The sequence below is a fragment of the Amycolatopsis sp. NPDC004378 genome (assembly GCF_053602455.1).
Window position 1 is genome coordinate 179597 of sequence record NZ_JBSGDR010000006.1, and the last position, 24803, is coordinate 204399.

General features: G+C 70.9%; 21 protein-coding genes. 10 read left to right on the plus strand and 11 right to left on the minus strand.

Annotated features, from left to right (window positions below; genetic code table 11):
• Positions 1–36: 36 nt before the first annotated feature.
• From ACWEN0_RS20815 to ACWEN0_RS20825, 3 genes are all read left to right on the plus strand, one after another.
• Entirely contained in the window at positions 37–708 is a 672-nt protein-coding gene (locus ACWEN0_RS20815; RefSeq protein WP_451975652.1) for an acVLRF1 family peptidyl-tRNA hydrolase, read from the plus strand.
• A 167-nt stretch (positions 709–875) separates the two neighbouring features.
• Complete coding sequence (locus tag ACWEN0_RS20820) at positions 876–2504, plus strand: ABC-F family ATP-binding cassette domain-containing protein (RefSeq protein ID WP_451975655.1); 1629 nt, start codon at positions 876–878, stop codon at positions 2502–2504.
• A 177-nt stretch (positions 2505–2681) separates the two neighbouring features.
• Positions 2682–2891 (plus strand): helix-turn-helix domain-containing protein, encoded by a 210-nt coding sequence (locus tag ACWEN0_RS20825; protein ID WP_003071237.1) that lies wholly within the window; start codon positions 2682–2684, stop codon positions 2889–2891.
• Here ACWEN0_RS20825 and ACWEN0_RS20830 read toward each other — a convergent pair.
• Together ACWEN0_RS20830 and ACWEN0_RS20835 are read right to left on the minus strand one after the other, a co-directional pair.
• A complete protein-coding gene (locus ACWEN0_RS20830) occupies positions 2878–4230 on the minus strand; it encodes a glycosyltransferase 87 family protein (RefSeq protein ID WP_451975658.1) in 1353 nt (450 codons plus the stop codon). The two genes, ACWEN0_RS20825 and ACWEN0_RS20830, sit on opposite strands and share 14 nt — an antisense overlap.
• A gap of 294 nt (positions 4231–4524) precedes the next feature.
• The gene (locus tag ACWEN0_RS20835) at positions 4525–5376 is read right to left on the minus strand and encodes an LLM class flavin-dependent oxidoreductase (RefSeq protein ID WP_451975661.1); all 852 of its coding nucleotides are present in this window, start codon (positions 5374–5376) and stop codon (positions 4525–4527) included.
• A 71-nt stretch (positions 5377–5447) separates the two neighbouring features.
• On the opposite strand from ACWEN0_RS20835, the gene ACWEN0_RS20840 reads away from it, so the two are divergent.
• Positions 5448–5879, plus strand: coding sequence for a MarR family winged helix-turn-helix transcriptional regulator (locus ACWEN0_RS20840; protein ID WP_451975664.1), 432 nt, complete (start codon positions 5448–5450; stop codon positions 5877–5879).
• Between the two features lie 97 nt (positions 5880–5976).
• Positions 5977–7845, plus strand: coding sequence for an ABC transporter ATP-binding protein (locus ACWEN0_RS20845; protein WP_451975666.1), 1869 nt, complete (start codon positions 5977–5979; stop codon positions 7843–7845).
• A 115-nt stretch (positions 7846–7960) separates the two neighbouring features.
• On the opposite strand, the gene ACWEN0_RS20850 is transcribed toward ACWEN0_RS20845, so the two are convergent.
• Complete coding sequence (locus ACWEN0_RS20850) at positions 7961–9127, minus strand: serine hydrolase domain-containing protein (protein ID WP_451975669.1); 1167 nt, start codon at positions 9125–9127, stop codon at positions 7961–7963.
• A gap of 115 nt (positions 9128–9242) precedes the next feature.
• A complete protein-coding gene (locus ACWEN0_RS20855; RefSeq protein WP_451975672.1) occupies positions 9243–9971 on the minus strand; it encodes an SIS domain-containing protein in 729 nt (242 codons plus the stop codon).
• Between the two features lie 116 nt (positions 9972–10087).
• On the opposite strand from ACWEN0_RS20855, the gene ACWEN0_RS20860 reads away from it, so the two are divergent.
• From ACWEN0_RS20860 to ACWEN0_RS20880, 5 genes are all read left to right on the plus strand, one after another.
• Positions 10088–10777, plus strand: coding sequence for an alpha/beta hydrolase (locus ACWEN0_RS20860; RefSeq protein WP_451975675.1), 690 nt, complete (start codon positions 10088–10090; stop codon positions 10775–10777).
• Between the two features lie 93 nt (positions 10778–10870).
• Positions 10871–12124, plus strand: a complete 1254-nt coding sequence (locus ACWEN0_RS20865; RefSeq protein WP_451975677.1) for a class I SAM-dependent methyltransferase — start codon at positions 10871–10873, stop codon at positions 12122–12124.
• A 127-nt stretch (positions 12125–12251) separates the two neighbouring features.
• Positions 12252–13445: an LCP family protein gene (locus ACWEN0_RS20870; RefSeq protein WP_451975680.1), complete on the plus strand. Its 1194-nt coding sequence runs from the start codon at positions 12252–12254 to the stop codon at positions 13443–13445.
• Between the two features lie 41 nt (positions 13446–13486).
• Positions 13487–14020, plus strand: a complete 534-nt coding sequence (locus ACWEN0_RS20875) for a GNAT family N-acetyltransferase (protein WP_451975683.1) — start codon at positions 13487–13489, stop codon at positions 14018–14020.
• Positions 14017–14538 (plus strand): GNAT family N-acetyltransferase, encoded by a 522-nt coding sequence (locus ACWEN0_RS20880; protein ID WP_451975686.1) that lies wholly within the window; start codon positions 14017–14019, stop codon positions 14536–14538. Before ACWEN0_RS20875 ends, ACWEN0_RS20880 begins: the two co-directional genes overlap by 4 nt.
• Positions 14539–14741: 203 nt before the next feature.
• On the opposite strand, the gene ACWEN0_RS20885 is transcribed toward ACWEN0_RS20880, so the two are convergent.
• The 7 genes from ACWEN0_RS20885 to ACWEN0_RS20915 form a co-directional block, all read right to left on the minus strand.
• Positions 14742–15203, minus strand: a complete 462-nt coding sequence (locus tag ACWEN0_RS20885) for a peroxiredoxin (protein ID WP_451975689.1) — start codon at positions 15201–15203, stop codon at positions 14742–14744.
• Between the two features lie 81 nt (positions 15204–15284).
• Entirely contained in the window at positions 15285–17102 is a 1818-nt protein-coding gene (locus tag ACWEN0_RS20890) for a putative bifunctional diguanylate cyclase/phosphodiesterase (protein ID WP_451975692.1), read from the minus strand.
• A gap of 236 nt (positions 17103–17338) precedes the next feature.
• Positions 17339–18799, minus strand: a complete 1461-nt coding sequence (locus ACWEN0_RS20895; RefSeq protein ID WP_451975695.1) for a cytochrome P450 — start codon at positions 18797–18799, stop codon at positions 17339–17341.
• A 151-nt stretch (positions 18800–18950) separates the two neighbouring features.
• Entirely contained in the window at positions 18951–20024 is a 1074-nt protein-coding gene (locus ACWEN0_RS20900; RefSeq protein ID WP_451975698.1) for a ribonucleotide-diphosphate reductase subunit beta, read from the minus strand.
• 16 nt (positions 20025–20040) lie between these two features.
• Positions 20041–22929: a ribonucleoside-diphosphate reductase subunit alpha gene (locus ACWEN0_RS20905; protein ID WP_451975700.1), complete on the minus strand. Its 2889-nt coding sequence runs from the start codon at positions 22927–22929 to the stop codon at positions 20041–20043.
• A gap of 436 nt (positions 22930–23365) precedes the next feature.
• Positions 23366–23965 (minus strand): acetoacetate decarboxylase family protein, encoded by a 600-nt coding sequence (locus ACWEN0_RS20910; protein WP_451975703.1) that lies wholly within the window; start codon positions 23963–23965, stop codon positions 23366–23368.
• Positions 23962–24792, minus strand: coding sequence for an enoyl-CoA hydratase-related protein (locus tag ACWEN0_RS20915; protein ID WP_451975706.1), 831 nt, complete (start codon positions 24790–24792; stop codon positions 23962–23964). The genes ACWEN0_RS20910 and ACWEN0_RS20915 overlap by 4 nt, the downstream gene beginning before the upstream one ends.
• Positions 24793–24803 lie beyond the last annotated feature (11 nt).

Here is a 24803-nt window from a genome sequence, read left to right on the forward strand (position 1 = left end):
GTCGCGGTGACGCGGCGGCCCCGTACCGTTTTTTCCATGGCGAAGCCACGGCAGGTCGCGGGTGGCGGTCGCGCGGTGGAGGTGCCGCCGGACCGCCTCGCCGGCTGGTTCGACCGCTTCTCCGCGCGGCACGACGGTGTCGTGACGACCGAGGTCGCCGCGTACGCGGTCCGCGCGGCGGCGGCCGACGGCGCCTCGGCGACCGCGACCGTCCCGTTCGGACCGCTGGAAGCGCCGCCGGGCACCTACGACGGCCTGGTCGTCGACGCGCTCGTCGCGCACGCACTGGTGCCCCGCCGGATCGCGCTCGTGCTCCTCCGGCGGGGCGCGCACAGCGTCGGCGTCGCGTGGAACGGCCGGATCGAGCTCTCCCGCACGGACCGCCGGCTCGTGCAGGGCCGTTCCGCCGCGGGCGGCTGGTCGCAGCAGCGCTTCGCGCGCCGTCGCGGCGGACAGGCCCGGCAGGCGGTGCAGGCGGCCGCCCAGGACGTCTTCGAAGTGCTCGTGCCGCTGCTGTCCGAAGTGGACGCCGTGGTGCTCGGCGGTGACCGGCGGGCCCTCGACGAGCTGCGCGCGGACCGTCGGCTGGCTCCGCTGTTCGACCGCGCCGAACCCCGCGTGCTGGAGATCGGGGAGCCCAGTCGCGCGGTCCTCGACGAGGCGGCCAGACGGGCCATCGCCGTGCGGATCACCCTGCGCGACGGGTGAGACCGCACACGTCCGGAAAATCCTGTCGACAGCGCCCCGTACACTGGGTTCCGTGGATATCCAGCTGGAGTGACGCCGCTGCCGGACGAACGAGCCGAGTAGCCGCCTGCCTTGGTCGACTGGTAGGCACTGTCCCTCTGTACGCCCCCTTTCCACGGGAGTCTTCCTTGATCACGGCCACTGGCCTTGAGCTGCGCGCCGGTTCGCGCATCCTGCTCGACGGCGCCACCCTCCGCATCCAGCCCGGCGACCGCATCGGCCTCGTCGGCCGCAACGGCGCGGGCAAGACCACCTCGCTGAAGGTCCTCGCCGGCGAAGGCGAGCCGCACGCCGGCGAGGTCCGCCGCACCGGCGAGCTCGGCTACCTGCCGCAGGACCCGCGCGAAGGTGATCTTTCGGTCACCGCGAAGGACCGCGTGCTCTCCGCGCGCGGCCTCGACAAGCTGATGCGCGACATGGAGAAGGCTCAGGCCTCGATGGCCGAGCTGGTCGACGACGCCGCGCGCGACAAGGCCATCAACCGCTACGCCCGGCTCGAGGAGCGCTTCGCGTCCCTCGGCGGGTACGCCGCGGAGAGCGAAGCCGCGCGGATCTGCTCGAACCTCGGCCTCGCCGACCGGATCCTCGCGCAGACGCTGCAGACGCTTTCCGGCGGCCAGCGCCGCCGCGTCGAGCTGGCGCGGATCCTGTTCGCCGCGGCCGAAGCCGGGGCCGGCGGCAAGTCCGAGACGATCCTGCTGCTCGACGAGCCGACCAACCACCTCGACGCCGACTCCATCAACTGGCTGCGCGGGTTCCTCAAGCAGCACGACGGCGGCCTGGTCGTGATCAGCCACGACGTCGAGCTGCTGGCCGACGTCGTCAACAAGGTGTGGTTCCTCGACGCCACGCGCGGCGAGCTCGACCTGTACAACATGGGCTGGCAGCGCTACCTCGACGCGCGCGCGACCGACGAGAAGCGCCGCCGCCGCGAGCGAGCCAACGCCGAGAAGAAGGCGTCGGCTCTGCAGGCGCAGGCCGCGAAGCTGGGCGCGAAGGCGACGAAGGCCGTGGCGGCCAAGAACATGGCCCGCCGCGCCGAGCAGATGCTGAGCTCGCTCGAGGACACCCGGCAGGCCGACAAGGTCGCCCGGATCAAGTTCCCCGAGCCCGCGCCCTGCGGCCGGACCCCGCTCACCGCCGAGGGGCTCTCGAAGTCGTACGGCTCACTGGAAATCTTCACCGGCGTCGATCTCGCGGTCGACCGCGGGTCGAAGGTGGTCGTGCTCGGGTTGAACGGCGCGGGAAAGACCACTTTGCTCCGGCTGCTCGGCGGAATGGAAACTCCGGACACCGGTTCCGTCGTTCCGGGTCACGGAATGCGTTTGGGCTATTACGCACAGGAACACGAAACTCTTGATCATGATGCGTCGGTGTGGGAAAACATCCGACACCTCGCGCCGGACACCGGTGCTCAGGAGTTGCGGAACCTGCTCGGCTCGTTCCTCTTCACCGGCGAACAGCTCGACCAGCCGGCCGGCACGCTTTCCGGCGGCGAGAAGACCCGGCTCGCGCTCGCGGGCCTGGTCTCCAGCGCTGCCAACGTGTTGCTGCTCGACGAGCCGACGAACAACCTGGACCCGGCCAGCCGTGCCCAGGTCCTGGACGCTTTGCGCAGCTTCGCGGGCGCCGTCGTACTGGTCACGCACGACCCCGGCGCGGTCGAGGCCCTGGAGCCGGAGCGGGTCATCCTGCTGCCCGACGGCACCGAGGACCACTGGTCGGCGGACTATCTGGAACTTGTCCAGCTTGCGTGATCGATGCGTCCATTCGGGTGCAAGATCACTACCGCCCGGCACTGGAATGGCCCAATGTGATCGCAATTTCGGTCGTTTTACGTCTGTCGTCTGGCAATCCGGCGCTCAGTGTTCGATCATTGCCCCGGCAGGGGCCGATATGTGGCCCAGAACACTCTCGGCGGGAAGGCGATCGACGTGGCTGATCTCAAGAAAGGCGCGCGGATCACCGGCAACACGCGCGACAAGCTGGCCGCTGACCTGAAGAAGAAATACGAGAAGGGCTCGAGCATCCGGGCCCTCGCGGAGTCGACGGGCCGGTCCTACGGGTTCGTGCACCGGGTGCTGTCGGAGTCCGGAGTCCAGCTGCGGGGGCGCGGCGGGGCCACCAGGGTCAAGAAGAAGTAATCGCGGACTGCTGCGCGGGGGGCGCAGCGGGATCTTCGGCCGCCAGGAACGCCAGGTACGCCCCGAGCAGGACCAGGGGATACACCAGGTAGCCGTAGCGGGTGGCCGGGGTGAGCAGGATCAACGCGCCGAGTCCGACGGCGATGCGCAGGACTGCGCCGGAGCCGTTCGCGGGGGGCCGGCGCACCAGCCAGACCAGCACGGCCACGGCCGCGGCGCCGAGGAGCACGAACGCCGCCACCTGGCCGAACTTCCCGGTCTCGGCGATCAGGTGGCCCGGCAGCGGGCTCGCCGCGGGCGACCGCACGACGCCCATCCCCAGCGGGAAGCGGAAGACGTGCTCGACGAACGCCGCCGGATCCACCAGGTAGACGGGCAGGTGCAGCGCGGCCGTCGTCGCCACCAGCGCGGACGCGAACCGTCCCAGCGCGGGCCAGTCGAGCCCCTTCCCCCGCCGTACCAGCACGAACACCGCCAGCACCGCGGCCGCGGGCGCGACGATGAGCTTCGCGCTGATCACGAGCGCCAGCACCAGCCCCGACCAGGCGATCCGCCCGGTGGCGGCCAGCGCGCAGGAAAGCACGAGCAGCCCGACGATCGCGAGGTCAGGGCCGGCGACGGCCCAGGTCAGCGCGGTGAGCGGGCAGGCGAGCGCGAGCTGTGCGGCGCCCACCGGGACCTTCGGCCACTTCAGCAGCTTCAGCGTGCCCAGCACGCACACGCAGGCGGCGAGGGCGAACATCCAGCGGGCGTCGGTGAGCGCGTTCGTCAGCGGCGTGCCGCCGAACAGCGCGCGCGGCAGGCCGAAGACGGTCATCACCGGCCCGTAGGGGGTGTAGTCGTTGACCACCGGCGCCCGCCCGAGCGCGGTGACGTCGACGTACGGGGTTCCGTGGTGCAGCAGCAGATCCGCCGAGCGCTCGATCACCCAGACCTCGGGCTGCGCGGCCCACGAGACCGGCGTGACCAGCCAGTCCACTCCGGTCAGTCGGCGAATCACCAGAACTGCCAACGGAAGGATCATTGCCAACAGGGCGACGGCGGCGATCCCGCACCAGCGTGAGCCGAGCACCCCGTGCGGCGTACGGCCTTTCCGCGCCGCCCACAGCAGCCACGCGCTGTGCAGCACGCCGAAGCCGTACGCGACGGTCGCGAAGTTCCCCCAGGCGCGATAGCCGTAGAACTCCGAGACGAGCGCGGTCGGCAGCGCGAAGGCCAGGCAGGCGAGGTAAAAACCCAGGTCCCAGCGCAGGGGTGCGCGTTCGAGGGTGCTCGCGGGTGCCGTGAAGAGCCGTGCCGCGCGCCGCCATGCGGGCGCCCGGCCCACCTCCGTTCCCACCCGGCCAGGCTACCGAGCACGCCGGAATCGTCGCCGACCGCCCGGTTCAGGCAGGCTCTCACCGGGCAAGACGGCGTTGCTTTGCCGTGGGCTGGTGGCCAGGTTCGGCCGGGGCACGCCGCTTGCGCCGGTGGGACGGCGGCCGAGTTCAGCCGGGCTTTCACCGGGCAAGACGGCGTCGCTATGCCGTGGGCTGGTGGCCGAGTTCAGCGGGGCTCATCGGTGGTGGGGGCGTCGCCCCGGCGTTGTGGCACGCCGCGGAGGTGCGCCGAACCCGGCATCGTCCGTGGGCCCTCAACCCAGCTCCCGCAGGCGGGGGAGCAGTTCCGCGGCCGCCTCGGCCGCCTTCACCGGGTCGTCGTGGCCGGTCGCCATCAGGACCAGCTCCGTGAACCCCGCCTCCAGGTGGCTCCGGGCGAGCCGCAGCGCGGTGTCCGGATCGGACGGCAGGCGGAACTGCGTGGCGCGGCGGATCGTCGCCGGGTCGCGGCCCACCGCCGCGCAGTGCTCGTCGAGGACGCGGGAAAGCCGCTGCAGTTCGGCGATTTCGGTGCCCGGCAGGGCCGCGTTGAGCCACACGTCGGCGTGCGACGCGACCACCCGCAGGCCGAGCTTCTCGCCGCTGCTGCCCAGCCACAACGGCGGCTTCGCCTGCTGCGGCTTCGGATCGCTGACCGCGCCGGTCAGGGTGTAGTGGCGGCCGCGGTAATCGGTTTCTCCGTGCGTCCACAACAGACCGAGGATTTCACAGGTCTCGGCGAGTCTTTCGACGCGTTCGACGGCCGGCGGCGTCGGGGTGCCCATCATCGCGTCGGTGAGCGCGTCGCCGCCCGCGCCGAGGCCGACGTCGAGCCGGCCGCCGGACAGGTGGTCGACGGTCGCGGCGATCTTCGCGAGCGTGCCCGGGTGGCGGTTGGTGGTGCCCGACACCAGGCAGCCGATCCGGACGCGCTTCGTCGCCTCGGCCATCGCCGCGAGGAGGCTCCAGCCGTCGAAGACGTCGCCGGTGCGGTCGCGGCCCATCGGGGCGAGGTGGTCGAACACCCAGCAGCCGTCGAAACCGGCGTCGTCGGCGATGGCCCAGATCTCGCGGAGTGCGCCGACGCCGATGTGCTGCTGGGGTGGCTTCAGCCCGATCGTGGTCATAGGTACTCCTGATTATCAGTGTGACAAATCATCAGTAAGACTGACGATCAGCGTAAGTGTAGAGTTCTCGCGTGTCCAGTGACCTCGGAGCCGTCACCCGCCGGCTCGGCTACCTGCTCAAGCACGCCCAGCTGCGGCTGGCCGAGCTGGCCGAGCCGCTGTACGCGCCGCTCGGGATCACCGGGCGCCAGCTCGCGCTGCTCACGCTGTTCGGCGAGGGGCCGGCCCTGTCCCAGCAGGACGGCGCGGCCCGCCTCGGCATCGACCGGACGACAATGGTCGCGCTCGTCGACGAGCTGGAGGCCAAGGGGCTGGTCCGGCGCGAGGTCGCGCCGGGCGACCGCCGGAAGCGGCTGGTGACGCTGACCGCCGAAGGGGAGCGGGTCCGCGAGGCGGGCGAAGAGGTCACGAGGCAGGCCGAGGCGCTCCTGCTGGCGCCGCTGGCCGATGATGACGCGCAACGGCTGCGCGCCGCCCTGCACCGGGTTGTTCGCGGGGAGTGAACGGCGGCGGGAAGCAATCGGACGACGAGGGCGTTGTCCAGGTCATATCCGGAGAAAACCTCAGCTATAGTAGAGGTTTTGACACTGGGGGTTTCCCATGGACAACACCTGGGCGTTGCTGAGCTCGGCGATGCGCGCCAACGACGTGCCGAAGGGGCTCACCCGCGGCACGCTCAAACGCGTCGCGCGGTTCGCCCGGCCGCACTGGCGACGGCTGCTGGCCTTTCTCGTGCTGACCGTCGTCTCGGCGGTCCTCGCGGTGACGACGCCGGTGCTGGCGGGCAAGGTCGTCGACGCGATCGTCGCCGGGCGTGACCTGCCGCTCGTCGTCTGGCTCGCCGTCGTCATCGCGCTGCTCGCCGTCGCCGACGCCGGCTTCGGGCTCATCGAACGGTGGCAGTCCGCCCGCATCGGCGAGGGCATCATCTACGACCTGCGCCGCGCGGTGTTCGAGCACGTGCAGCGGATGCCGATCGCGTTCTTCACCCGCACGCGCACCGGCGCGCTGGTCTCGCGGCTGAACAACGACGTCATCGGCGCGCAGCGGACGTTCACCGCGACGCTGTCGGGCCTGGTCACCAACACCATCCAGCTGGTGCTTTCGCTGGCCGTCATGCTCACGCTGTCGTGGCAGGTCACGCTCATCGCGCTGGTGCTGCTGCCGATCTTCGTGGTGCCCGCGCGCCGGCTCGGCCGCCGGATGGCCGGGCTGCAGCGCGAGGCCGCGAACCTGAACGCCGGCATGACCACGCAGATGACCGAGCGGTTCTCCGCGCCGGGCGCGACGCTGGTGAAGCTCTTCGGCCGGCCGGTCCAGGAAGCCGACGACTTCGGCCTGCGCGCGGGGCGCGTCCGCGACATCGGCGTGCGGACCGCAATGCTGACCCGCTGGTTCATGACCAGCCTGACCCTCGTTTCGGCGCTGGCGCAGGCGCTCGTCTACGGCCTGGGCGGGTACCTCGCGCTGACCGGCGTGCTCGCACCGGGCACCGTCGTCGCGCTGGCGCTGCTGCTGACCCGGCTCTACGCGCCGCTGACCGCGCTGGCCAACGTGCGCGTCGACGTCATGACCGCGCTGGTGTCGTTCGAGCGGGTCTTCGAGGTGCTGGACCTGAAGCCGATGATCGAGGAGAAGCCGGCCGCGCGGGCGCTGGCGTCCGGGCCGGTCTCGGTGGAGTTCTCCGACGTCCGGTTCGGGTACCCGGCGGCGGACCGGTACTCGCTGGCGTCGCTCGAAGACGTCGCGACGCTCGACCACCGCGGCGGGGAAGAGGTGCTGCACGGCATCTCCTTCCGCGCCGAGCCGGGCCAGATGGTCGCGCTGGTCGGGTCTTCGGGGGCGGGGAAGTCGACGATCGCGTCGCTGCTGCCGCGGCTCTACGACGTCGACTCCGGCTCGGTGCGGCTGTCCGATGTGGACGTCCGGGACCTGACTTTCGCTTCGCTGCGGGAAACCGTCGGCGTCGTGACGCAGGACGGGCACCTCTTCCACGACACGATCCGCGCGAACCTGGCCTACGCGCGTCCCGGCGTCACGGACGAGGAGATCTGGGAAGCGCTGGAGCGGGCCCGGCTCGGTGAGCTGGTGCGGTCCCTGCCCGACGGTCTCGACACGACGGTGGGCGAGCGCGGCTACCGGCTGTCGGGCGGCGAGCGTCAGCGGCTGACCATCGCGCGGCTGCTGCTGGCCCAGCCCAAGGTCGTCATCCTCGACGAGGCGACCGCGCACCTGGACTCCGAGTCCGAGGCGGCGGTCGGCGAGGCGCTGACGCACGCGCTGGCCGGCCGCACGGCGTTGGTGATCGCGCACCGGCTGTCGACGGTCCGCGCGGCCGACCAGATCCTGGTCCTGGAGCACGGCGAGATCGTCGAGCGCGGCACGCACGAGGAACTCCTGGCCGCGAACGGCCGCTACGCAACCCTCCACGCCACCCAGTTCGCGGAGGAAGAACCCGCGGTGGCGTGATCAGAGAGGCATCACGCGTGATTGAGCAGGCATCACACGTGATTGAAGAGGCATCACACGTGATTGGCGGGGCATCACGGTGATGCCCCGCCAATCACGGGTGTGTCCCCTCGAATCACGCGTGATGCCCCTCGACGCACGTGTAGAGGGCGGTGACCAGGGCCATTTTGCGGGGGTCGTCGCGGATCAGGGGGCCCAGCTGGTTGAGGGTGTAGCCGAACGAGAGGCCGTTTTCCGGGTCGGCGCCGCCCGTTGAGCCGCCCAGGCCGTCGTGGCCGAAGGCCGCCGGGTTCGGGCCGAAGCCGCGGGCGTCGCTGCCGAGGTAGAAGCCCAGGCCCCACTCGTTCGGCAGGCCCAGCACCGCGTCGATCTCCTTGCCCTGGCTTTCGCGGGCGCGGGCCAGTGTCGGTGCGGACAGGAGGTCGCCGGTGGCCAGCCCGCCGTAGATCGTCGCGATCGCGCGGGCCGTGCCGTGGCCGTTCAGCGCCGGCAGCACGGCGCGGCGGAACGCCGGGTCGTTCGCGTGGTGGCCTTCGAGACGCGGGTTCGTCAACGCGGCCTGCGCGACCGGGCCGGCGGCGGCGAACGCCGAGGCCAGCGCGTTCGCCATCTCCTCGCTCATCACGGGGTCGACGAGGGTCGCGCACCGGGCCAGGTCCGCGTCCGAGGACAGCCCGATCGAGAAGTCGGCGCCGAGCGGCCGCGCGACCTGCTCGGCGAAGAACTCCCGGACGCCCTGCCCGGCCACCCGCCGGACGACCTCGCCGACGAGCCAGCCGTACGCAAGCGCGTGGTACCCGCCCGCGGAACCGGGCTCGTACAACGGTTCCTGGGCCGCCAGCAGCGACGTCATGAGGTCCCAGTCGTACAGCTCCTCGACCCGCACCGGCCGGTCGAGGCCGATGCCGGGCACGCCGGAGCGGTGGGTGAGCAGCCACCGCACCGGGACCTCGGCCTTGCCCGCCGCGGCGAACTCGGGCCAGTACTTCGCGACCGGCACGTCGACGTCCAGCTCGCCGGCGTCGACGAGCTTGTGCGCGCAGATCGCGGTCATGCCCTTGGTCGTCGACCACACGTTGGCGAGGGTGCCGGGCTGCCACGGCGTCGTGCGGTCCGGCCCGGTCCAGCCGCCCCACAGGTCGGCGACGACCTCGCCGTCGCGGATGGCCGTGAACGCGGCGCCCAGTTCGCCGCGCTCGCTGAAGTTCGCTTCGAAAGCCTCGCGCACCGGCTCGAACCCGGGTGCGCACTCGCCCTGCACTGTCGCGGTGGAACCGGTCATGGGACCCTCCTCCGAGCGCCTCGACCGATCCACACCGACCAGTCGGTATGCAGACGCTAAAGCGGCCGGGCACGCCCGTCAAGGCGTGCCCGGCCGGTGCTTTTTCACGAACCGGCTAGCGCAGCCGGGGCACGATCGCGGAGTACTTCTCGAGCAGCGCCGCGTTCGCCTCGTCGCCGCCCTCCACGTTGGAGCTGCGCCACAGCGGGACGTCGAGGCCCTCGGCCGCGCCGCGGTCGTAGACCTGCGCGAGGACCAGGTTCCACAGGAACGCGTTGACCACAGTGGACAGCGGCGCGGTGCGCGGCGCGTCCGGCGGGTAGCTCGCGTCGCCGGGGATCACCAGCGAGTCCAGCACCACCGTGCCCTGCTCGACCAGGGTGCTGGACGACCGCTTCGGCGCCGCCGCCACGCACGCCCGCGACGTCACCGCGATGACCGCCGCCCCCCGCTTCCGGGCCTCGACGCACAGCTCGACCGGGTACGGGTTCGAACCGGACGTCGAGAACACGACCAGCACGTCGTCCGGGCCCGGCGCGCGCTCGGCGAGGACCTCCGCGGCGAGCCCGCTGCGCCGCTCGGTCTTCGTGCTGGACACCGCGCCGTGCAGCGGCAGCAGGTCCGGGTGGTACAGCGGGTAGACGCACGCCAGGCCGCCCGCCCGGTAGAACGTCTCCGCGACGGCCGCCAGCGAGTGCCCGGCGCCCGCGGTATAGACCAGTGCGTCGGCCCGGATCACCCCCAGCACCAGGTCCGCCGCCGCCCGTACCGCTTCGGCGTTGGCCTGCTCGACGTCCGCCAGCTGCTTGGCGACACTGCCCGAGATGTCCGTGGCGCTCACCACACCCACCCTTCCGTCGGGGATCGGGCGCCGAATCTACCGCGAGAATGGGGAGACGCGGTGGAATAGCCCGGTGGGCGGGCGGGGTTGGTCCTGATGCGGGCGAGGAGGAACCAGGGGTGAGCGGAGAACCGGCGGTGTCCGTGTGGCCGGCACGCGGGCGGACCGAAGCGGTGGTGCTCGTGCTGCACGGCGGTGCCGAGCACGGCACGGGCCGGGTGCCGCCCTGGAAGCTCGCGTTCCTGCGCATGGTCCCGATCGCGCGCGCCCTGCACCGCGCGGGGCGGCGCGACGGCGTCGAGGTGCGGCTGCTGCGCAACCGCCGCTACGGCTGGAACGCGCCCGTGCTGGACCCCGTCGAAGACGCCCGCTGGGCCCTCGAGCGCATCCGCGCCGACCACCCGGGCCTGCCCGTCGTGCTGGTCGGGCACTCCATGGGCGGGCGCGTCGCGCTGCGCGTCGCCGACGACCCGGCCGTGCGCGGGGTCTGCGCGCTGGCGCCGTGGACGCCGCGGGGCGAGCCGGTCGAGGCCGTCGCCGGGCGGTCCGTGCTCATCGTGCACGGCACCCGCGACCGGATGACCAGCCCGGCCGAGTCCCACGCCTTCGCCGAACGCGCCGAGGGCGTCGCCGCCCGCGTGGCGCGGTTCGAGATCGCCAACGAGGGCCACGCGATGCTGCGCCGGTCCTCGGTGTGGACCCGGCTGACGACGGCTTTCACACTGGAAGTGTTCGCCGGAGACATCGGTGACGAACTCCGTGGCGCCTGGGCCGAGCCCGGGCCGCAGCGGCTGCGAATACCGGTGTGAAAGGCTTCCGAACAGGGCATTCGACGAAGCGCGCCGCGGGGGTGCGGCGACTAAAATCGATCACCGGCGCACCTGGCCGGCGGAGGGAGAATCGTGACCACCTCGAGTGTTGACCGGGCGTCGGCCCAGGACGTGCCCGACGAGTCCCGGTGGCCGGGTCTGGCCACCCCGCCGCATTCGGCGCTGCGCGCGCGGATCGCCGTCACGCTGTTCCGCCGCGCGGTCCGCCCGCTCGACCTCCGCGTGACGTTCCCGGACGGCACCGTCCTCGGCGCCGGCGGGCCCGAATCGCCCGAAATGCGCATTCTGCGTCCCGAAGCGTTCTTCCACCGCCTCGGTGTCGACGCCAAGATCGGCTTCGGCGAGTCCTACATGGCCGGCGACTGGACCGCGTCCGACCTGGCCGAGGTGCTGACCCCGTTCGCCGAGCGGATGGCCACGCTCGTGCCGCCGGTGCTGCAGAAGTTCCGCCGGATCGCCGAGCGCACGCAGCCGCCGTCGGAGGAGAACACGCTCGAAGGCGCGCGGGCCAACATCCACCGGCACTACGACCTGTCCAACGACCTGTTCGGCGCCTTCCTCGACGAGTCGATGATGTACTCCTCGGCGCTGTTCGGCCCGGCCGACGACCTCACCGCCGCCCAGCACCGCAAGATCGACAGCGTGCTCGACTACGCCGGCGTCCGCGACGGCAGCGAGGTCCTCGAAATCGGCACCGGCTGGGGCGAGCTCGCCATCCGCGCCGCGGCACGCGGCGCGCACGTGACGTCGCTGACCATTTCGGAGGAACAGCGCGCGCTGGCCACCGAGCGCATCGCCAAGGCCGGGTTCTCCGACCGCGTCGACGTGAAGCTGTGCGACTACCGCGAGTCGAGCGGCCAGTACGACGCCGTCGTCAGCGTCGAGATGATCGAGGCCGTCGGCGCGTCCTACTGGCCGACGTTCTACGCCACGATCGGGCAGCGGCTGCGCCCGGGCGGGCGGTTCGGCCTGCAGGCCATCACGATGGACCACGATCGGATGATGGCGGCTTCGCGCGCCTACACCTGGATCCACAAGTACATCTTCCCGGGCGGCATCATCCCGTCCGTGCGCTCGATCGAAGAGGGCGTCGTGGCGAACACCCGGCTCAAGCTGGCCGGGATGCGCGAGTTCGGCCAGGACTACGCGCGCACGCTACGGTTGTGGCGTGAACGGTTCCTGCACCGCTGGGCCGACGTCGCCGGATTCGGGTTCGACGACGTCTTCCGGCGGATGTGGGAGTTCTACCTGGCGTACTCGGAAGCCGGGTTCCGCTCCGGGTACCTCAAGGTCCACCAGTTCGGCTACGAGGTCCCGAACCGGTAGCGAGCTGCGTCACACCCGTTCGCGTTGCCGCGGTCGAACAACCGTGTCAGGGTGCCGCACGTCTTCTTCTTGAGCGCGTGCGATCGGCCTGGGACGCCCGCACCGCATGACCGGATTGGGTGATGTGATGACGTACCGAGGCGACGACGGTGGCCGCCGCATGCCGCCCCGGCCCGCCGGCCGCCCCCGGGACCACCAGCGCGCGCAGATGATGCCGCTGCCCGGGCGGGGCCGCAGCCCGTACGACGAGCGCACCCGCCCGATGGGGGAGCCGGAGCCGCAGTACGCGCCGCCCCCGCCGCCCCGGCGTGACCCTCCGCGCCCGGACGACGACTACCCGCCGTCCCGCCCGCCCCGGCGCCGCCGTCGCTGGGGCTTCGGCCGGATCCTGATGACCCTGCTGCTGGTGTTCGTCGTGTTCCTCGCCGGCATCTGGGTCTACCTGGAGTTCTCGATCAAGCGCGTCGACGCGCTCGCCGACTACTCCGGCCGCCCGGTCGCGGCGGCCGGCACCAACTGGCTGATCGTCGGCTCGGACAGCCGCGAAGGCCTCACGGCCGACGACGAGGAACGCCTCGCCACCGGCGACGTCGCCGCGGCCGGCGGTGGGCAGCGCACCGACACGATCATGGTCGCGCACCTCCCGGACAACTCCACCAAGCCGACGCTGCTCTCGCTGCCGCGCGACTCGCAGGTGTCGATCCCCGGCCACGGCAAGAACAAGATCAACGCGGCGTTCTCGCTGGGCGGGCCGAAACTGCTCGCGCAGACCGTCGAAGGCGCCACGGGCCTGCACATCGACCACTACGCGGAAATCGGCTTCGGCGGCTTCGCGAAGATCGTCGACGCGATCGGCGGCGTCGACATGTGCATCGACAAGGACATGAACGACACGGTCACCGGCATCAGCATCAAGGCGGGCTGCCAGTCGCTCGACGGCCGTTCGGCGCTGGGCTTCGTGCGCATGCGCCACAGCGACGCGACCCCGCGCTCGGACCTCGACCGCGTCGTCAACCAGCGCAAGTTCATCGGCGCCCTGGTCAGCCAGATCGCGAGCCCGGGCACGCTGCTCAACCCGTTCCACTTCTTCCCGCTGCTGGGCTCCGGGCCGGACGCGCTGACGATGGACTCCGGCGACCACGTGCACAACCTCGTCGGGCTGGCGTGGGCGATGCGCGGCATCTCCTCGGGCGGCGTCGTGACGACGACGGTCCCGGTGACGAGCGCGTCGGCCGAGAACTGGGACAAGACGAAGTCGAAGCAGCTGTTCGACGCGCTGAAGAACGACACGGAGATCCCGGACAGCGTCATCGTCAATTAATGGCTCGCGGGACGGGTCCCGGCCGGGGCACCATGAAGCGCATGGAGATCCCGGCCGAGACCCTGACCCGCGAAGAGTTTTCGCTGACCCGCTGGACGTCCGCCGACGCCGGCGCGGTCCAGGCCGCGGTTTCCGGGTCCGGCGCGCACCTGGCCGACTGGGTGCCCTGGGCCGCCGGCGGCTACACCGGCGAGGACGCGGCGGCGTTTCTCCGCCTGACGCACGAGAACTGGGAAGCCGGCCGGGCGTACGAGTGGGCGATCCGCGTGGACGGCTCGCTCGCCGGGGCCGTCGGCGTGATGGCGCGCGAGGGCGGCGTCGAGATCGGCTACTGGCTGGCTCGTGACTTCACCGGACGCGGTTTGGTGACGCGCGCGGTTTCGCTGCTGGTTTCGGACGCCTTCCGGCGCGGCGCGGGATACGCCGAAATCCGGCACGACGAGGCGAACGTCCGAAGTGGAGCGGTCCCGGCGCGGCTGGGGTTTTCGCCGGTGCGCAAGGAACCCGCCGAAGACGGCGTCCGGCCGCCGGCGTGCGCGGGCGTCAAACAGGTGTGGCGGAAGGAGAAGCCGTGAACGAGACGTATGCCGGGGACGGCTTCACACTGGCCCGCTGGCAGCCCGAGGACGCGGCCGCGCTGCTCGCGGCGGTCACCGGCTCGCTCGAGCACCTGGGTGCCTGGCTGATCTGGGCGACCGGTAGCTATTCGGCCGACGACAGCGCCGAGTTCCTCCGGCTGACCGCGAAGCGCTGGGAGAGCGGGGAAGCGTACGAGTACGCGATCCGCGTCGACGGCTCGCCGGTCGGCGGCGTCGGCGTCAGGGCGCGCGGGGGCGGCGTCGAGATCGGCTATTGGCTCGCCCGCGAAGCCACCGGCCGCGGCCTGATGACCCGCGCGGTTTCGCTCTTGACGACGGAGGCGTTCCGGCTGGGCGCGGGGTACGTCGAGATCAAGCACGACGAGGCGAACGTCCGGAGTGGAGCCGTGCCGGCTCGGCTGGGCTTCGAGAAGGTGCGCGAAGAGCCGGCGGAGAAACCGCTCGCCCCGGCGTGCACGGGGACCGATCACGTGTGGCGTAGGGAGCCGCGATGACCATCACCTGGGGGACCGAGCTCAGTCACCGGTGGCTGTGCGAGCGACGCGAATCCGGGAACCGGGCCCAGAAGCGCGGGAACCGGGCGGAAGCGCACGAGTACGCGGTCCGGCGGCGCCGGCGGGACCGTCCGCGCGGCTGGCCGGCGGCCGGAGTGCGCCGGCCGCCGGGGTGGCCTCCGCGCGGGTGGCGCCGGTGACGCTCAGGACACCTTGTCGCGCTCCCGCAGCACCTTGAGCGCCTGGTCGGCGTGGACCGTGAAGTTCAGCTCGCTCTTGATCTTCTCGAGCACCCTCCGGTCCTCGCCGATCACGAACGTGACGCGCTTGGCGTGCAGCGGCACCAGTTTCCGCCAGACGCCGAACTGCTTGGCGACCACACCCTCCACATCGGACAGCAGCGGGTAGTCGAAGTCGTTGGCCTCGGAGAACTGGCGCTGCTTGGTGACGCCGTCCGGGCTGATGCCGATCCGGTGCGCGCCGACCTCGGCGAACTCCGCGGCGAGGTCGCGGAAGTGGCAGCTTTCGGCGGTGCAGCCGCCCGTCATCGCGGCGGGGTAGAAGAACAGCACGACCGGGCCGGTGGCCAGGAAGTCCGACAGCGTGCGGTCGCGGCCCTGGTCGTCGGGCAGCGTGAAGTCGGGGGCGAGGTCTCCGGCGTCCATGGAGGTCCCTTCTCGTCGGCGGCAGAACCCATCTTGCCGGGGGTTCGGAGCCGCCGCCGCATCGGCTTGGTCACCCCGGGGTCAGCTGCCGGGGTGGCGGGCGATCAGTTCGTCGACCTCGTCGCCGGTGGCCGAGTCGAGGACGAAGGGCCCGCGCGCCGCCAGGACGCCCAGCTGACGCAGCCGCGCCGCCTGCTCGTGCGTGCGCACCCCCTCCGCACCCACCTTCAGCTTCAGCTCGCGGGCCCGCGTGACCAGCTGGGTCACCAGGCGGATGGCGGGGTCGGGCGGGTCGTCGGTGTCCAGGGCGTCGACCACCGCGCCCGAGAGGATCACGTGGCGCACCGGGAGGTGGTGGCGGGGGATCAGCTCCAGGTCCGCCGAGCCCGTGATCGTCAGCACCAGCTGCGTCCCCAGGTCGGACAGCACGGCGAACGAGTCCAGGACCTCGCCGCGCGGGTCGAGGATCGAGTCGCGGTCCGTGCACAGCCGCAGCACGTTCGCCGGCAGCTCCTGCTTGTCCAGCTGCTCCTTCACCAGCAGCACCAGGTCCGGGTCGATCGCCAGCCGCGGGGGGAGCTTGACGCAGACGTCCGGGGTCGCGTCGCCGAAGCGGGCGCGCCAGCGGGACGTCGCCGCCAGGGACTCCGCCAGGAGCCAGCGGCCGAGCGGGACCGTCATGCCCGTCGTCTGGGCCAGCGGGTAGAACTCGTCCGAGTCCAGCTCGCCCTTCTCCGGGTGGTTCCAGCGCAGCCCGGCGTTGACCGCGGCGAGCCGCTCGGGGTCGGCGAGCCGGACCGTCGGCTGGTAGACGAGCGAGAACTCGCCGTTCTCCAACGCCCCCGCGATCACCGCGCCGAGCTGGTAACGGCCGCGGTCGCGCGCGTCCAGCTCGGGGTCGAACAGCATCCACTGCGCCTTGCCGGCCTCCTTGGCCCGGTGCAGCGCGATCTCCGCCGCCCGCAGCAGCTCCGCCGCACCGCCCTCGACGGCCGCGCGCACCACGATGCCCGCGCTCGCGCTGACGCCGATGCCGTGCCCGCCCAGGTAGATCGGCTCGTTGAGGTCCTCCAGTGCCCGTTCGACGAGCTCGACGACCTCGGCGGCGGACAGCTCGCCGCGCAGCAGCACCGCGAAGCCGTCGCCGGACAGCCGCGCGACGAACCCGTCGTGGTGGCCGGTGAACACCGCCGACAGCTTGCCCGCGACCCCGCGCAGCACCTGGTCGCCGACGCCCGCGCCGAGGCCGTCGTTGACCACCTTGAAGCCGTCGACGTCGAGGTAGATCAGCGCGATGTCGTCGCGCGCGCCGGCGCCGAGCGCGGCCTCGAGCTTGGTGGTGAAGGATGACGCGTTCGGCAGCCCGGTCAGCGGGTCGTGCACGTTCTGGTGCAGCAGCCGCTCCTGCAGCAGGTGCAGCTCGTTCGCGTCGGACACCATGAGCACCGGGTAGATCGAGCCCGGCCGGTCGCCGGGCAGCCGGGCGAGGGTGACGTCGGTCCAGAGCTGCCCGTCTTCGGTGTGGTCGAGCAGCATGCGCTCCTGGTAACGCTCGCGCCCGTTGCGGACCTGCTCGAGCCCGGCCTTGAGCCGCGAGACGTCGTGGTCGGTCGAGCCGAGGTCGGTGATGTGCCGGCCCCGGAACCGGTCCGGCGAGCTGCCGAGCAGCTGGCCGAGCGCGATGTTGGCCTCCACGATCTCGCCGTCCGGGTCGGCCAGCGCGATCCCCATCGGTGACGCGGCGTAGAGCGCGGTGAACCGCAGCAGCGCGCCGTCGCGCCCCGAGCCGGCGTGGCCGACCGCGTCGTGCGCGATCTCCAGCAGCAGGGGTTCGAGCTCCTCCGGGGGAAGTGTTACTCCTTTGGTGTCGGCCAACGTCGCCGCCCACCGGCGAGCCACGTCCAGCAACCCTGGCGCGGCACCGGGCTCAGGCACACTCCACCTCTTCACGCACAGGTCAGGCCAGCTCAGACGCGGTGTCGGGGATCATGACGCCACACTAGGTACCCCTCGGCCGCGATCGATGCCACGCCATCATGCGCGTCACGGGGTGTCTACCGGCTGAACGAGTGAACGAATCTCCACATGCGGTGACATTTTGTCACGGCGTGTGCGTGTGCGCGGACGGGTGATCGTCAGCGGCGGGCCAGGCGCACCGGAAGACCGTCGGCGGGGACCGGCAGGGACACGTAATCCCACTTCGCGGTGTAACTCTCCGGAACCGACCAGCGGTAGGCCCGCAGCATTTCGTGCATCAGCAACTTCACCTCGAGGCCGCCGAAGTGGAGCCCGATGCACTTGTGCGCGCCGCCGCCGAAGGGCATCCACGCCATCCGGTGCGACTTGTCCTCGCGGCGCGGTTCGGCGAACCGCTCGGGGTCGAACGCGAACGGGTCCGTCCAGCACTCGGGGGCGAAGTGGTTCACCGTCGGCGAGACGCCGCAGAGGGTGCCGGCGGGGATGTAGTGCCCGAGGACCTCGGTGTCCTTGACCGTCTGGCGCGTCAGCGTCGGCACCGGCGCGACCAGCCGCAGGGCCTCCTTCATGACGAGGTCGAGGGTTTCCAGCTCGTCGACCGCGTCGATGTCGAGGACGTCGTCGCCGAGGGCGAGGGACTCCTCGCGGGCGCGCTCCTGCCACTCCGGGTGCTTGGCCAGGTAGTACGCCATGGCGCTGCTGGTGATGGTCGTCGTGTCGTGCGCGGCCATCATCAGGAAGATCATGTGGTTGACGACGTCGGTGTCGGTGAACCGGTCGCCGTCTTCGGTCCTGGCGTGGCAGAGGGCGCTGAACAGGTCGTCGCCGTCGGAAGCCCGCTTCGCCGGGAGGTTCTCGCCGAAGTAGCGCTCGAGGACCTTCCGCCCGTGCAGCCCCGCCGACCATCGGCCGCCGGGCACCGGGAAGCGCATGAACGCGGTGCCGGCGCGCACGGAGCTGACGAACGCGCGGTTGATCCGGTGCGCGTCGGCGCCGCTGCGCATGCCCATGAACACGCGCGTCGCGACGTCGAGGGTCAGCTGCTTGAGCGCCCAGTACAGCCGCGGCCGCTCGCTCTCGCCCCAGCTCGCGACGCCTTCGCGCAGCGCCGGGCCCATCTCGTTGACGTAGCCGGTGAGCCGCGGACGGGTGAACGCCTCCTGCATGATCCGGCGGTGCAGGTGGTGCTCGCCGAAGTCCATCAGCATCAGGCCGCGCTCGAAGAACTTCTCGATGAAGAACTTCCAGCCCTCCTGCGAGAAGGCCTTGTCCTTGTTGACGAGCGCGATCTGCGTGGCTTCGGGCCCGGACAGCGCGACGATCCGCCGCCCGAAGCCGGCGGTCCACGAGACGGGGCCGTAGAGCTCGTAGCGGCGCAGGCCGAAGGCGGGGCCGAAGCGCATCATCTCGAGCATGTGCCCGACGACGGGCGGGCCTTCGTCGCCGAGCACGGGCTTGAGGCCGCTGCCCGCGGGCGGCGTCGCGAGCTCCTTGACGGGCCAGCGCGAGGCCAGCCAGCGTTCGTCGAGCTTGTGGGGGAGCGGCAGCGCGGTCAGGGGCGGAACGCGTTCGCGCAGCGCTTCGGCGGCTCGGCTGACAGTGCTCGGCAAAGTGACCATCTCCCCGCTGAGATCGGCGACCCCTCCACGATGCACCCTTGTTGACGACCTGACAACAGCTGGGCTGTCCTCTTTTCGGGTGGCTTCCCGGAACGCAGCTCGGCCACGCCCCCGGGGGAACCGGGGGCGTGGCCGAGCTCAGCGGTGCGGGTCAGTCCCAGTCGAGCGCGCCGCCCGACTGGTACTCGATGACGCGGGTCTCGAAGAAGTTCTTCTCCTTCTTCAGGTCCATCGCCTCGGACATCCACGGGAACGGGTTCTCGGTCTCGCCGAAGATCGGCTGGAGGCCGATCTGCTGCGCGCGCCGGTCGGTGATGAAGTGCATGTACTGCTCGCACAGCTGCGCCGACAGGCCGAGCATGCCGCGCGGCATCGTGTCGCGCGCGTAGTTGACCTCGAGCTCGCACGCTTCCTTCAGCATGCCGCGCACCTCGGCCTGGAACTCTTCGGTCCACAGGTGCGGGTTCTCGATCTTGATCTGGTTGATGCAGTCGATGCCGAAGTTCAGGTGGATCGACTCGTCGCGCAGGATGTACTGGTACTGCTCGGCGATGCCGACCATCTTGTTCCGGCGGCCCAGCGACAGGATCTGCGCGAAGCCGGTGTAGAACCACATGCCCTCGAAGATCACGTAGAACGCGACGAGGTCACGCAGGAACGCCTGGTCGGCCTCCGGCGTGCCGGTCTCGAACTCCGGGTTCTCCAGGTTCTGCGTGTACTTCAGCGCCCACGCGTCCTTCTCCGAGATGGAGGGGACTTCGCGGTACATGTTGAACAGCTCGCCCTCGACCAGGCCGAGGCTTTCGCAGATGTACTGGAAGGTGTGCGTGTGCACGGCCTCCTCGAACGCCTGGCGCAGCAGGTACTGGCGGCACTCGGGGTTCGTGATCTGGCGGTACACCGCGAGGACGATGTTGTTGGCCACCAGGGACTCCGCGGTCGCGAAGAAGCCCAGGTTGCGCTTGAGCATCTGCCGCTCGTCCTCGGTGAGGCCGTCCTTCGACTTCCACAGCGCGATGTCGGCCTGCATGGCGACCTCGGTCGGCATCCAGTGGTTGTTGCAGCCGGCCAGGTACTTCTCCCAGGCCCAGGTGTACTTCATCGGCAGCAGCTGGTTGACGTCGGCGCGCGCGTTGATCATGCGCTTGTCGTCGACGTTGATCCGGGCGGCGCCGACCTCGATCTCCCCGAGGCCGGTCGCGTCCGTCGTCTCCACGTTGGTCATGTCTGCAGGGATTCCTTTACTGGCAGGCTTCGCAGTCGGGGTCGTCGATGCGGCAGGCGGCGCCTTCAGTGGCCACGAAGTCGACGTCCGGCGCCGGCTTCGGCTCGGGGGCCGGCGAAGGCGACGGCGCCGCGGCCGGGACCGCGGCCGGAGCCGGGGTGGCCGAGACGGCGTTCAGCTTGCCGTCGGTGCCGCGCAGGGTGCTCTTCTCCACGTGCGTCGCGGACTGCGCCCGCAGGTAGTACGTGGTCTTGAGGCCCTTGTGCCACGCGTAGCGGTACAGCTCGTCGAGCTTGCGGCCGCTCGGCGCCGCGATGTAGAGGTTCAGCGACTGCGCCTGGTCGATCCACTTCTGGCGCACCGAACCGGCGTCGACGATCCACTTCGACTCGATCTCGAACGCCGTCGCGTACAGCGCCTTCAGGTCGTCCGGCACGCGGTCGATCTGGCCGAGCGAACCGTCGAAGTACTTGAGGTCGCTGACCATGACCTCGTCCCAGAGCCCGCGCTCCTTGAGGCTCTTGACCAGGTGCGGGTTCACCACGGTGAAGTCGCCGGACATGTTCGACTTGACGAACAGGTTCTGGAACAGCGGCTCGATCGACTGGCCGACGCCCGAGATGTTGGAGATCGTCGCGGTCGGCGCGATCGCCATCACGTTCGAGTTGCGCATGCCGACGGTCTTGACGCGCTCGCGCAGCGGCGCCCAGTCGAGCGTCGTGGAGGTGTCGATGTCGAGGCCGTCACCCTGGCGGGCGTCGATGAGCAGCTGCAGCGAGTCGATCGGCAGGATGCCCTTGCTCCACAGCGATCCCTCGAACGACTGGTACTGCCCGCGCTCCTCGGCGAGGTCGGTCGAGGCCGAGATCGCGTAGTAGGAGAGGTGCTCCATGGAGACGTCGGCGAACTTGACGGCCTCTTCGGAGGCGAACGGGACGCCGATCTCGAACAGCGCGTCCTGGAAGCCCATGATGCCCAGGCCCACCGGGCGGTGACGCAGGTTGGAGCGGCGCGCCTCCGGGATCGTGTAGAAGTTGATGTCGATCACGTTGTCCAGCATCCGGACGGCCGTGCGCACGGTCTTCTCGAGGCGCTCGGTGTCCAAACCGGACGGAGTGACGTGCTTGAGCAGGTTCACCGAGCCGAGGTTGCAGACCGCGACCTCGTCGGTGGTGGTGTTCAGCGTGATCTCGGTGCACAGGTTGGACGAGTGCACGACGCCGACGTGCTGCTGCGGCGAGCGCAGGTTGCACGGGTCCTTGAACGTGATCCACGGGTGGCCGGTCTCGAACAGCATGGTCAGCATGCGGCGCCACAGGTCCACCGCGCGCAGGCGGCGGAAGACCTTGATCTCGCCGCGGTCGGCCATCGCCTCGTACTCGCGGTAGCGGGCGGCGAACTCGTTGCCGTAGAGGTCGTGCAGGTCCGGCGTCTCGTTCGGCGAGAACAGCGTCCACTCGCCGTTCGCCTCGACGCGGCGGAGGAACTCGTCCGGCACCCAGTTCGCGGTGTTCATGTCGTGGGTGCGGCGGCGGTCGTCACCGGTGTTCTTGCGCAGGTCGAGGAACTCCTCGATGTCCACGTGCCACGTCTCGAGGTACGCGCACGCCGCGCCCTTGCGCTTGCCGCCCTGGTTGACCGCGACGGCGGTGTCGTTGGCGATCTTGAGGAACGGCACGACGCCCTGCGACTGGCCGTTGGTGCCCTTGATGTGCGCGCCGAGGCCGCGGACCGGCGTCCAGTCGTTGCCGAGGCCGCCCGAGTACTTCGCCAGCAGCGCGTTGTTCTTGTACGCCTGGAAGATCGAGTCCAGGTCGTCGTCCACCGTGGTCAGGAAGCACGACGACAGCTGCGCGCGGGTGGTGCCCGAGTTGAACAGCGTCGGGGTCGACGCCATGAAGTGGAACGTCGAGAGCAGCTCGTAGAACTCGATCGCGCGGGCTTCGCGGTCGTCCTCGCGGATCGCGAGACCCATGGCGACGCGCATGAAGAACGCCTGCGGCAGCTCGAACCGGGTGCCGTCGTGGTGCTGGAAGTACCGGTCGTACAGGGTCTGCAGGCCGAGGAAGCCGAAGTCGAGGTCGCGCTCGGCGTGGATGGCCGCGGTGATCTTGTCCAGGTCGAAGCGCAGCAGCTCGCCGTCGACCAGCTCCAGCTCGACCGCGCGGCGCAGGTAGGCGCGGAAGTACGCCGGGTACTCGGCGGCCATCTCGTCCTGGCTGGCCTGGCGCGGCTTCTTCGCGAGGTAGCTCAGGGCCTCGCCGCGCAGCTTGTCCAGCAGCAGCCGGGCGGAGACGTAGGAGTAGTTCGGCTCCTGCTCGACCAGCACGCGGGCGGCCAGGACCTGGGCCAGGGCGAGCTCGTCGGCGCTGATGCCGTCGTAGAGGTTGCGCCTGGCTTCGGCCAGCACCGGCTCCGCGGAGACGTCCTCGAGCCCGGCGACGGCCTCGCCCACCACGTGGGAAACGCGGGCCCAGTCGAGCGGGCGCAGGACGCCGTCGGCGCCCTTGACGTTCAGGGCGGACTCGGTCGCGACCGGCTTGGCGGCCTCGCGGGCCTTGCTGCGCTCCTCGCGGTAGAGGACGTAGGCGCGGGCGACCTTGTGGTGCTCGCCGCGCATGAGGGCGAGCTCGACGATGTCCTGGATCTGCTCGATGTGCAGGGCGGTTTCGGGGCCGGCGTGGCGCAGCAGGGTGGTCTCGACCTGCTGGGTCAGCTCCGCGACGACGTGGTGCACGCGGGAGGACGCGGCGGCGTCGCCACCCTCGACCGCGAGGAACGCCTTGGTCAGCGCGACCGAGATCTTCCCGGCGTCGAACGGCGACACGCTGCCGTCCCGCCGGATGACCCGGATCGCGGTGGGTGTGTCGGCGGCGGACGGCCGCTGACCGGTATCGACTGACATGCGTGTCTCCAAGTTTTGGGCGCGTTGGATCGCCGCACGGCCTCACGAGGCCGTGCGCTGCAGGTTCTTCAAAGCTGCCCGGCAGTACTCTGCAGCGGTCTCCCCGTCGCTGGGCCCTGCCGGTCACCAGAGACTACATGTAGGGGTCGACGCTCGCACGGGCCCCAAGGGGTGGCGTGTCGCGCCCTCACCCTGGCGGGTTACGTGATCACCCAGAGGTGCAGTTCAAGAGGTGGGCGCGGGTTTTCGGGGGTACGTTCCTGGGCTGTTTTCCGACGGCAGCGGACCGCGGCGGCCGGGTGGTCCGCTGCGGGCGCCGGGAGCCGGAGCGCACCGTCGCAGAAGGCCCGGCGGAGCCGCGGCAGGGACCGCCGGTGCCGGGCGCGGGCGTCGAGCGCCGGAGCACACTCGAAAGAGGGTGCCCGGCGGGCGCGCGTCAGGCGCCGAAGCGCAATCTCGAAGAAGGCAGCTCCAGGCTCGCGACGGGACGTCGCCCGGCGAGGTAGCCCAGCGGGCCGTCCGGGTTGAAGCTCCAGTCCGCCGATGCCGGGCGGGGGCGGATCTTCGCGGCCACCGGGGTGCGCAGGAGGCCGTCGCGTTCCTGGACCACCTCGAACGTCGTCGGCAGCCGCAGGGGCACCGCGGCGCGGCGGGTGAAGGCCGCCGTCGCGATCCAGTCGTCGGCCGTGGCCGCCGTGGCCTGGAACGTGCGGCCGCCCGGGAAGGTCAGCGTGGCCAGGTCCTTCGGGATCGCCCACAGCTCGCGGCCGCCCGTCAGGGACGCCTCGCTGTCCACCCAGATCTCCGTGATGGAACAGGAAACCCGGCGTGCCTTGACCGGCACCGCGGCCAGCAGTTCGTGGTAGGACAGCTCGCCCGGCGGGGTGTAGTCGATCCACGCCGTGAACACCGACGCGTGCCCGGCGATCACCAGTGGCTCGGCGGGAACCGCGGGCAGGTCCGACACCGGCACGCGCCAGACCGACACCCGGGCGTCGGCGGTCAGGTTCCAGGGCTGCGGTGGGTAGCTGCTCATTTCTCCAACCAGGGCAGGTAACCGGGCAGGTCCTTGTCGACACGCATGCCGAACGACGGCGGCCGCTTCTGCAGGAACGACAGGACGCCTTCGACGGCGTCCGGGTTCGCGCCCAGGCCGCCGATCAGCTTCGAATCCAGTTCGTGCACCGGGAACGGCGAGCCGGCGCTCGCCATCCGGTAGAGCAGCTGGCGGGTGACCGCGACCGACACCGGCGCGGTGTTCGTGATGATCTCCCGGGCCAGCCTGTACGCTTCGTCGAGCACGGTCCCGGTCGGGAAAACCTGGTGCACCAAGCCCTTTTCCAGGGCTTCGGCCGCAGGGAACACCCGCCCGCTGATCATCCAGTCGAGCGCGGTGCCCATCCCGACGAGCCGGGGGAGGAACCACGCCGACGCGCCCTCGGGGTAGATGCCGCGGCGGGTGAACACGAAGCCGAACCGCGAGTCCTCGGCGGCGAGCCGGTAGTCGCAGGGGAGCGTGATCGTGCTGCCGGCGCCGACCGCCGCGCCGTGCAGGGCCGCGATCACCGGCTTGTTCATCGTGAAGATCCGCTTCGAGCAGCGGCCGGCGGGCTCCTGCCACGCCGCGTCCGGGCCCGTCGCCGGGTCGAAGTCGAAACCACCCTGCGACAGGTCCGCGCCGACGCAGAAGTCCTTGCCCGCGCCGGTCAGCACGACCACCCGGACGTCCTCGTCGCGGTCAGCGCGGTCCATGGCCGCGCCGAGCTCGTCGGCCATCCGGATCGTGTAGCCGTTGCGCGCCTCGGGGCGGTTCAGCGTCACCGTGGCGATCCGGTCCGCGACGGCGTAGGTGGTCTCGGCCATGGCGATGAAAC

What these genes read in the sequence shown, in the direction of transcription:
- ACWEN0_RS20815 (WP_451975652.1), top strand. Translation starts at nt 37, where the DNA reads ATGGCGAAGCCACGGCAGGTCGCGGGTGGCGGTCGCGCGGTGGAGGTG.
- ACWEN0_RS20835 (WP_451975661.1), bottom strand. Translation starts at nt 5,376, where the DNA reads ATGACCACGATCGGGCTGAAGCCACCCCAGCAGCACATCGGCGTCGGC.
- ACWEN0_RS20845 (WP_451975666.1), top strand. Translation starts at nt 5,977, where the DNA reads ATGGACAACACCTGGGCGTTGCTGAGCTCGGCGATGCGCGCCAACGAC.
- ACWEN0_RS20850 (WP_451975669.1), bottom strand. Translation starts at nt 9,127, where the DNA reads ATGACCGGTTCCACCGCGACAGTGCAGGGCGAGTGCGCACCCGGGTTC.
- ACWEN0_RS20870 (WP_451975680.1), top strand. Translation starts at nt 12,252, where the DNA reads ATGACGTACCGAGGCGACGACGGTGGCCGCCGCATGCCGCCCCGGCCC.
- ACWEN0_RS20875 (WP_451975683.1), top strand. Translation starts at nt 13,487, where the DNA reads ATGGAGATCCCGGCCGAGACCCTGACCCGCGAAGAGTTTTCGCTGACC.
- ACWEN0_RS20885 (WP_451975689.1), bottom strand. Translation starts at nt 15,203, where the DNA reads ATGGACGCCGGAGACCTCGCCCCCGACTTCACGCTGCCCGACGACCAG.
- ACWEN0_RS20895 (WP_451975695.1), bottom strand. Translation starts at nt 18,799, where the DNA reads ATGGTCACTTTGCCGAGCACTGTCAGCCGAGCCGCCGAAGCGCTGCGC.
- ACWEN0_RS20900 (WP_451975698.1), bottom strand. Translation starts at nt 20,024, where the DNA reads ATGACCAACGTGGAGACGACGGACGCGACCGGCCTCGGGGAGATCGAG.
- ACWEN0_RS20905 (WP_451975700.1), bottom strand. Translation starts at nt 22,929, where the DNA reads ATGTCAGTCGATACCGGTCAGCGGCCGTCCGCCGCCGACACACCCACC.
- ACWEN0_RS20910 (WP_451975703.1), bottom strand. Translation starts at nt 23,965, where the DNA reads ATGAGCAGCTACCCACCGCAGCCCTGGAACCTGACCGCCGACGCCCGG.
- ACWEN0_RS20915 (WP_451975706.1), bottom strand. Translation starts at nt 24,792, where the DNA reads ATGGCCGAGACCACCTACGCCGTCGCGGACCGGATCGCCACGGTGACG.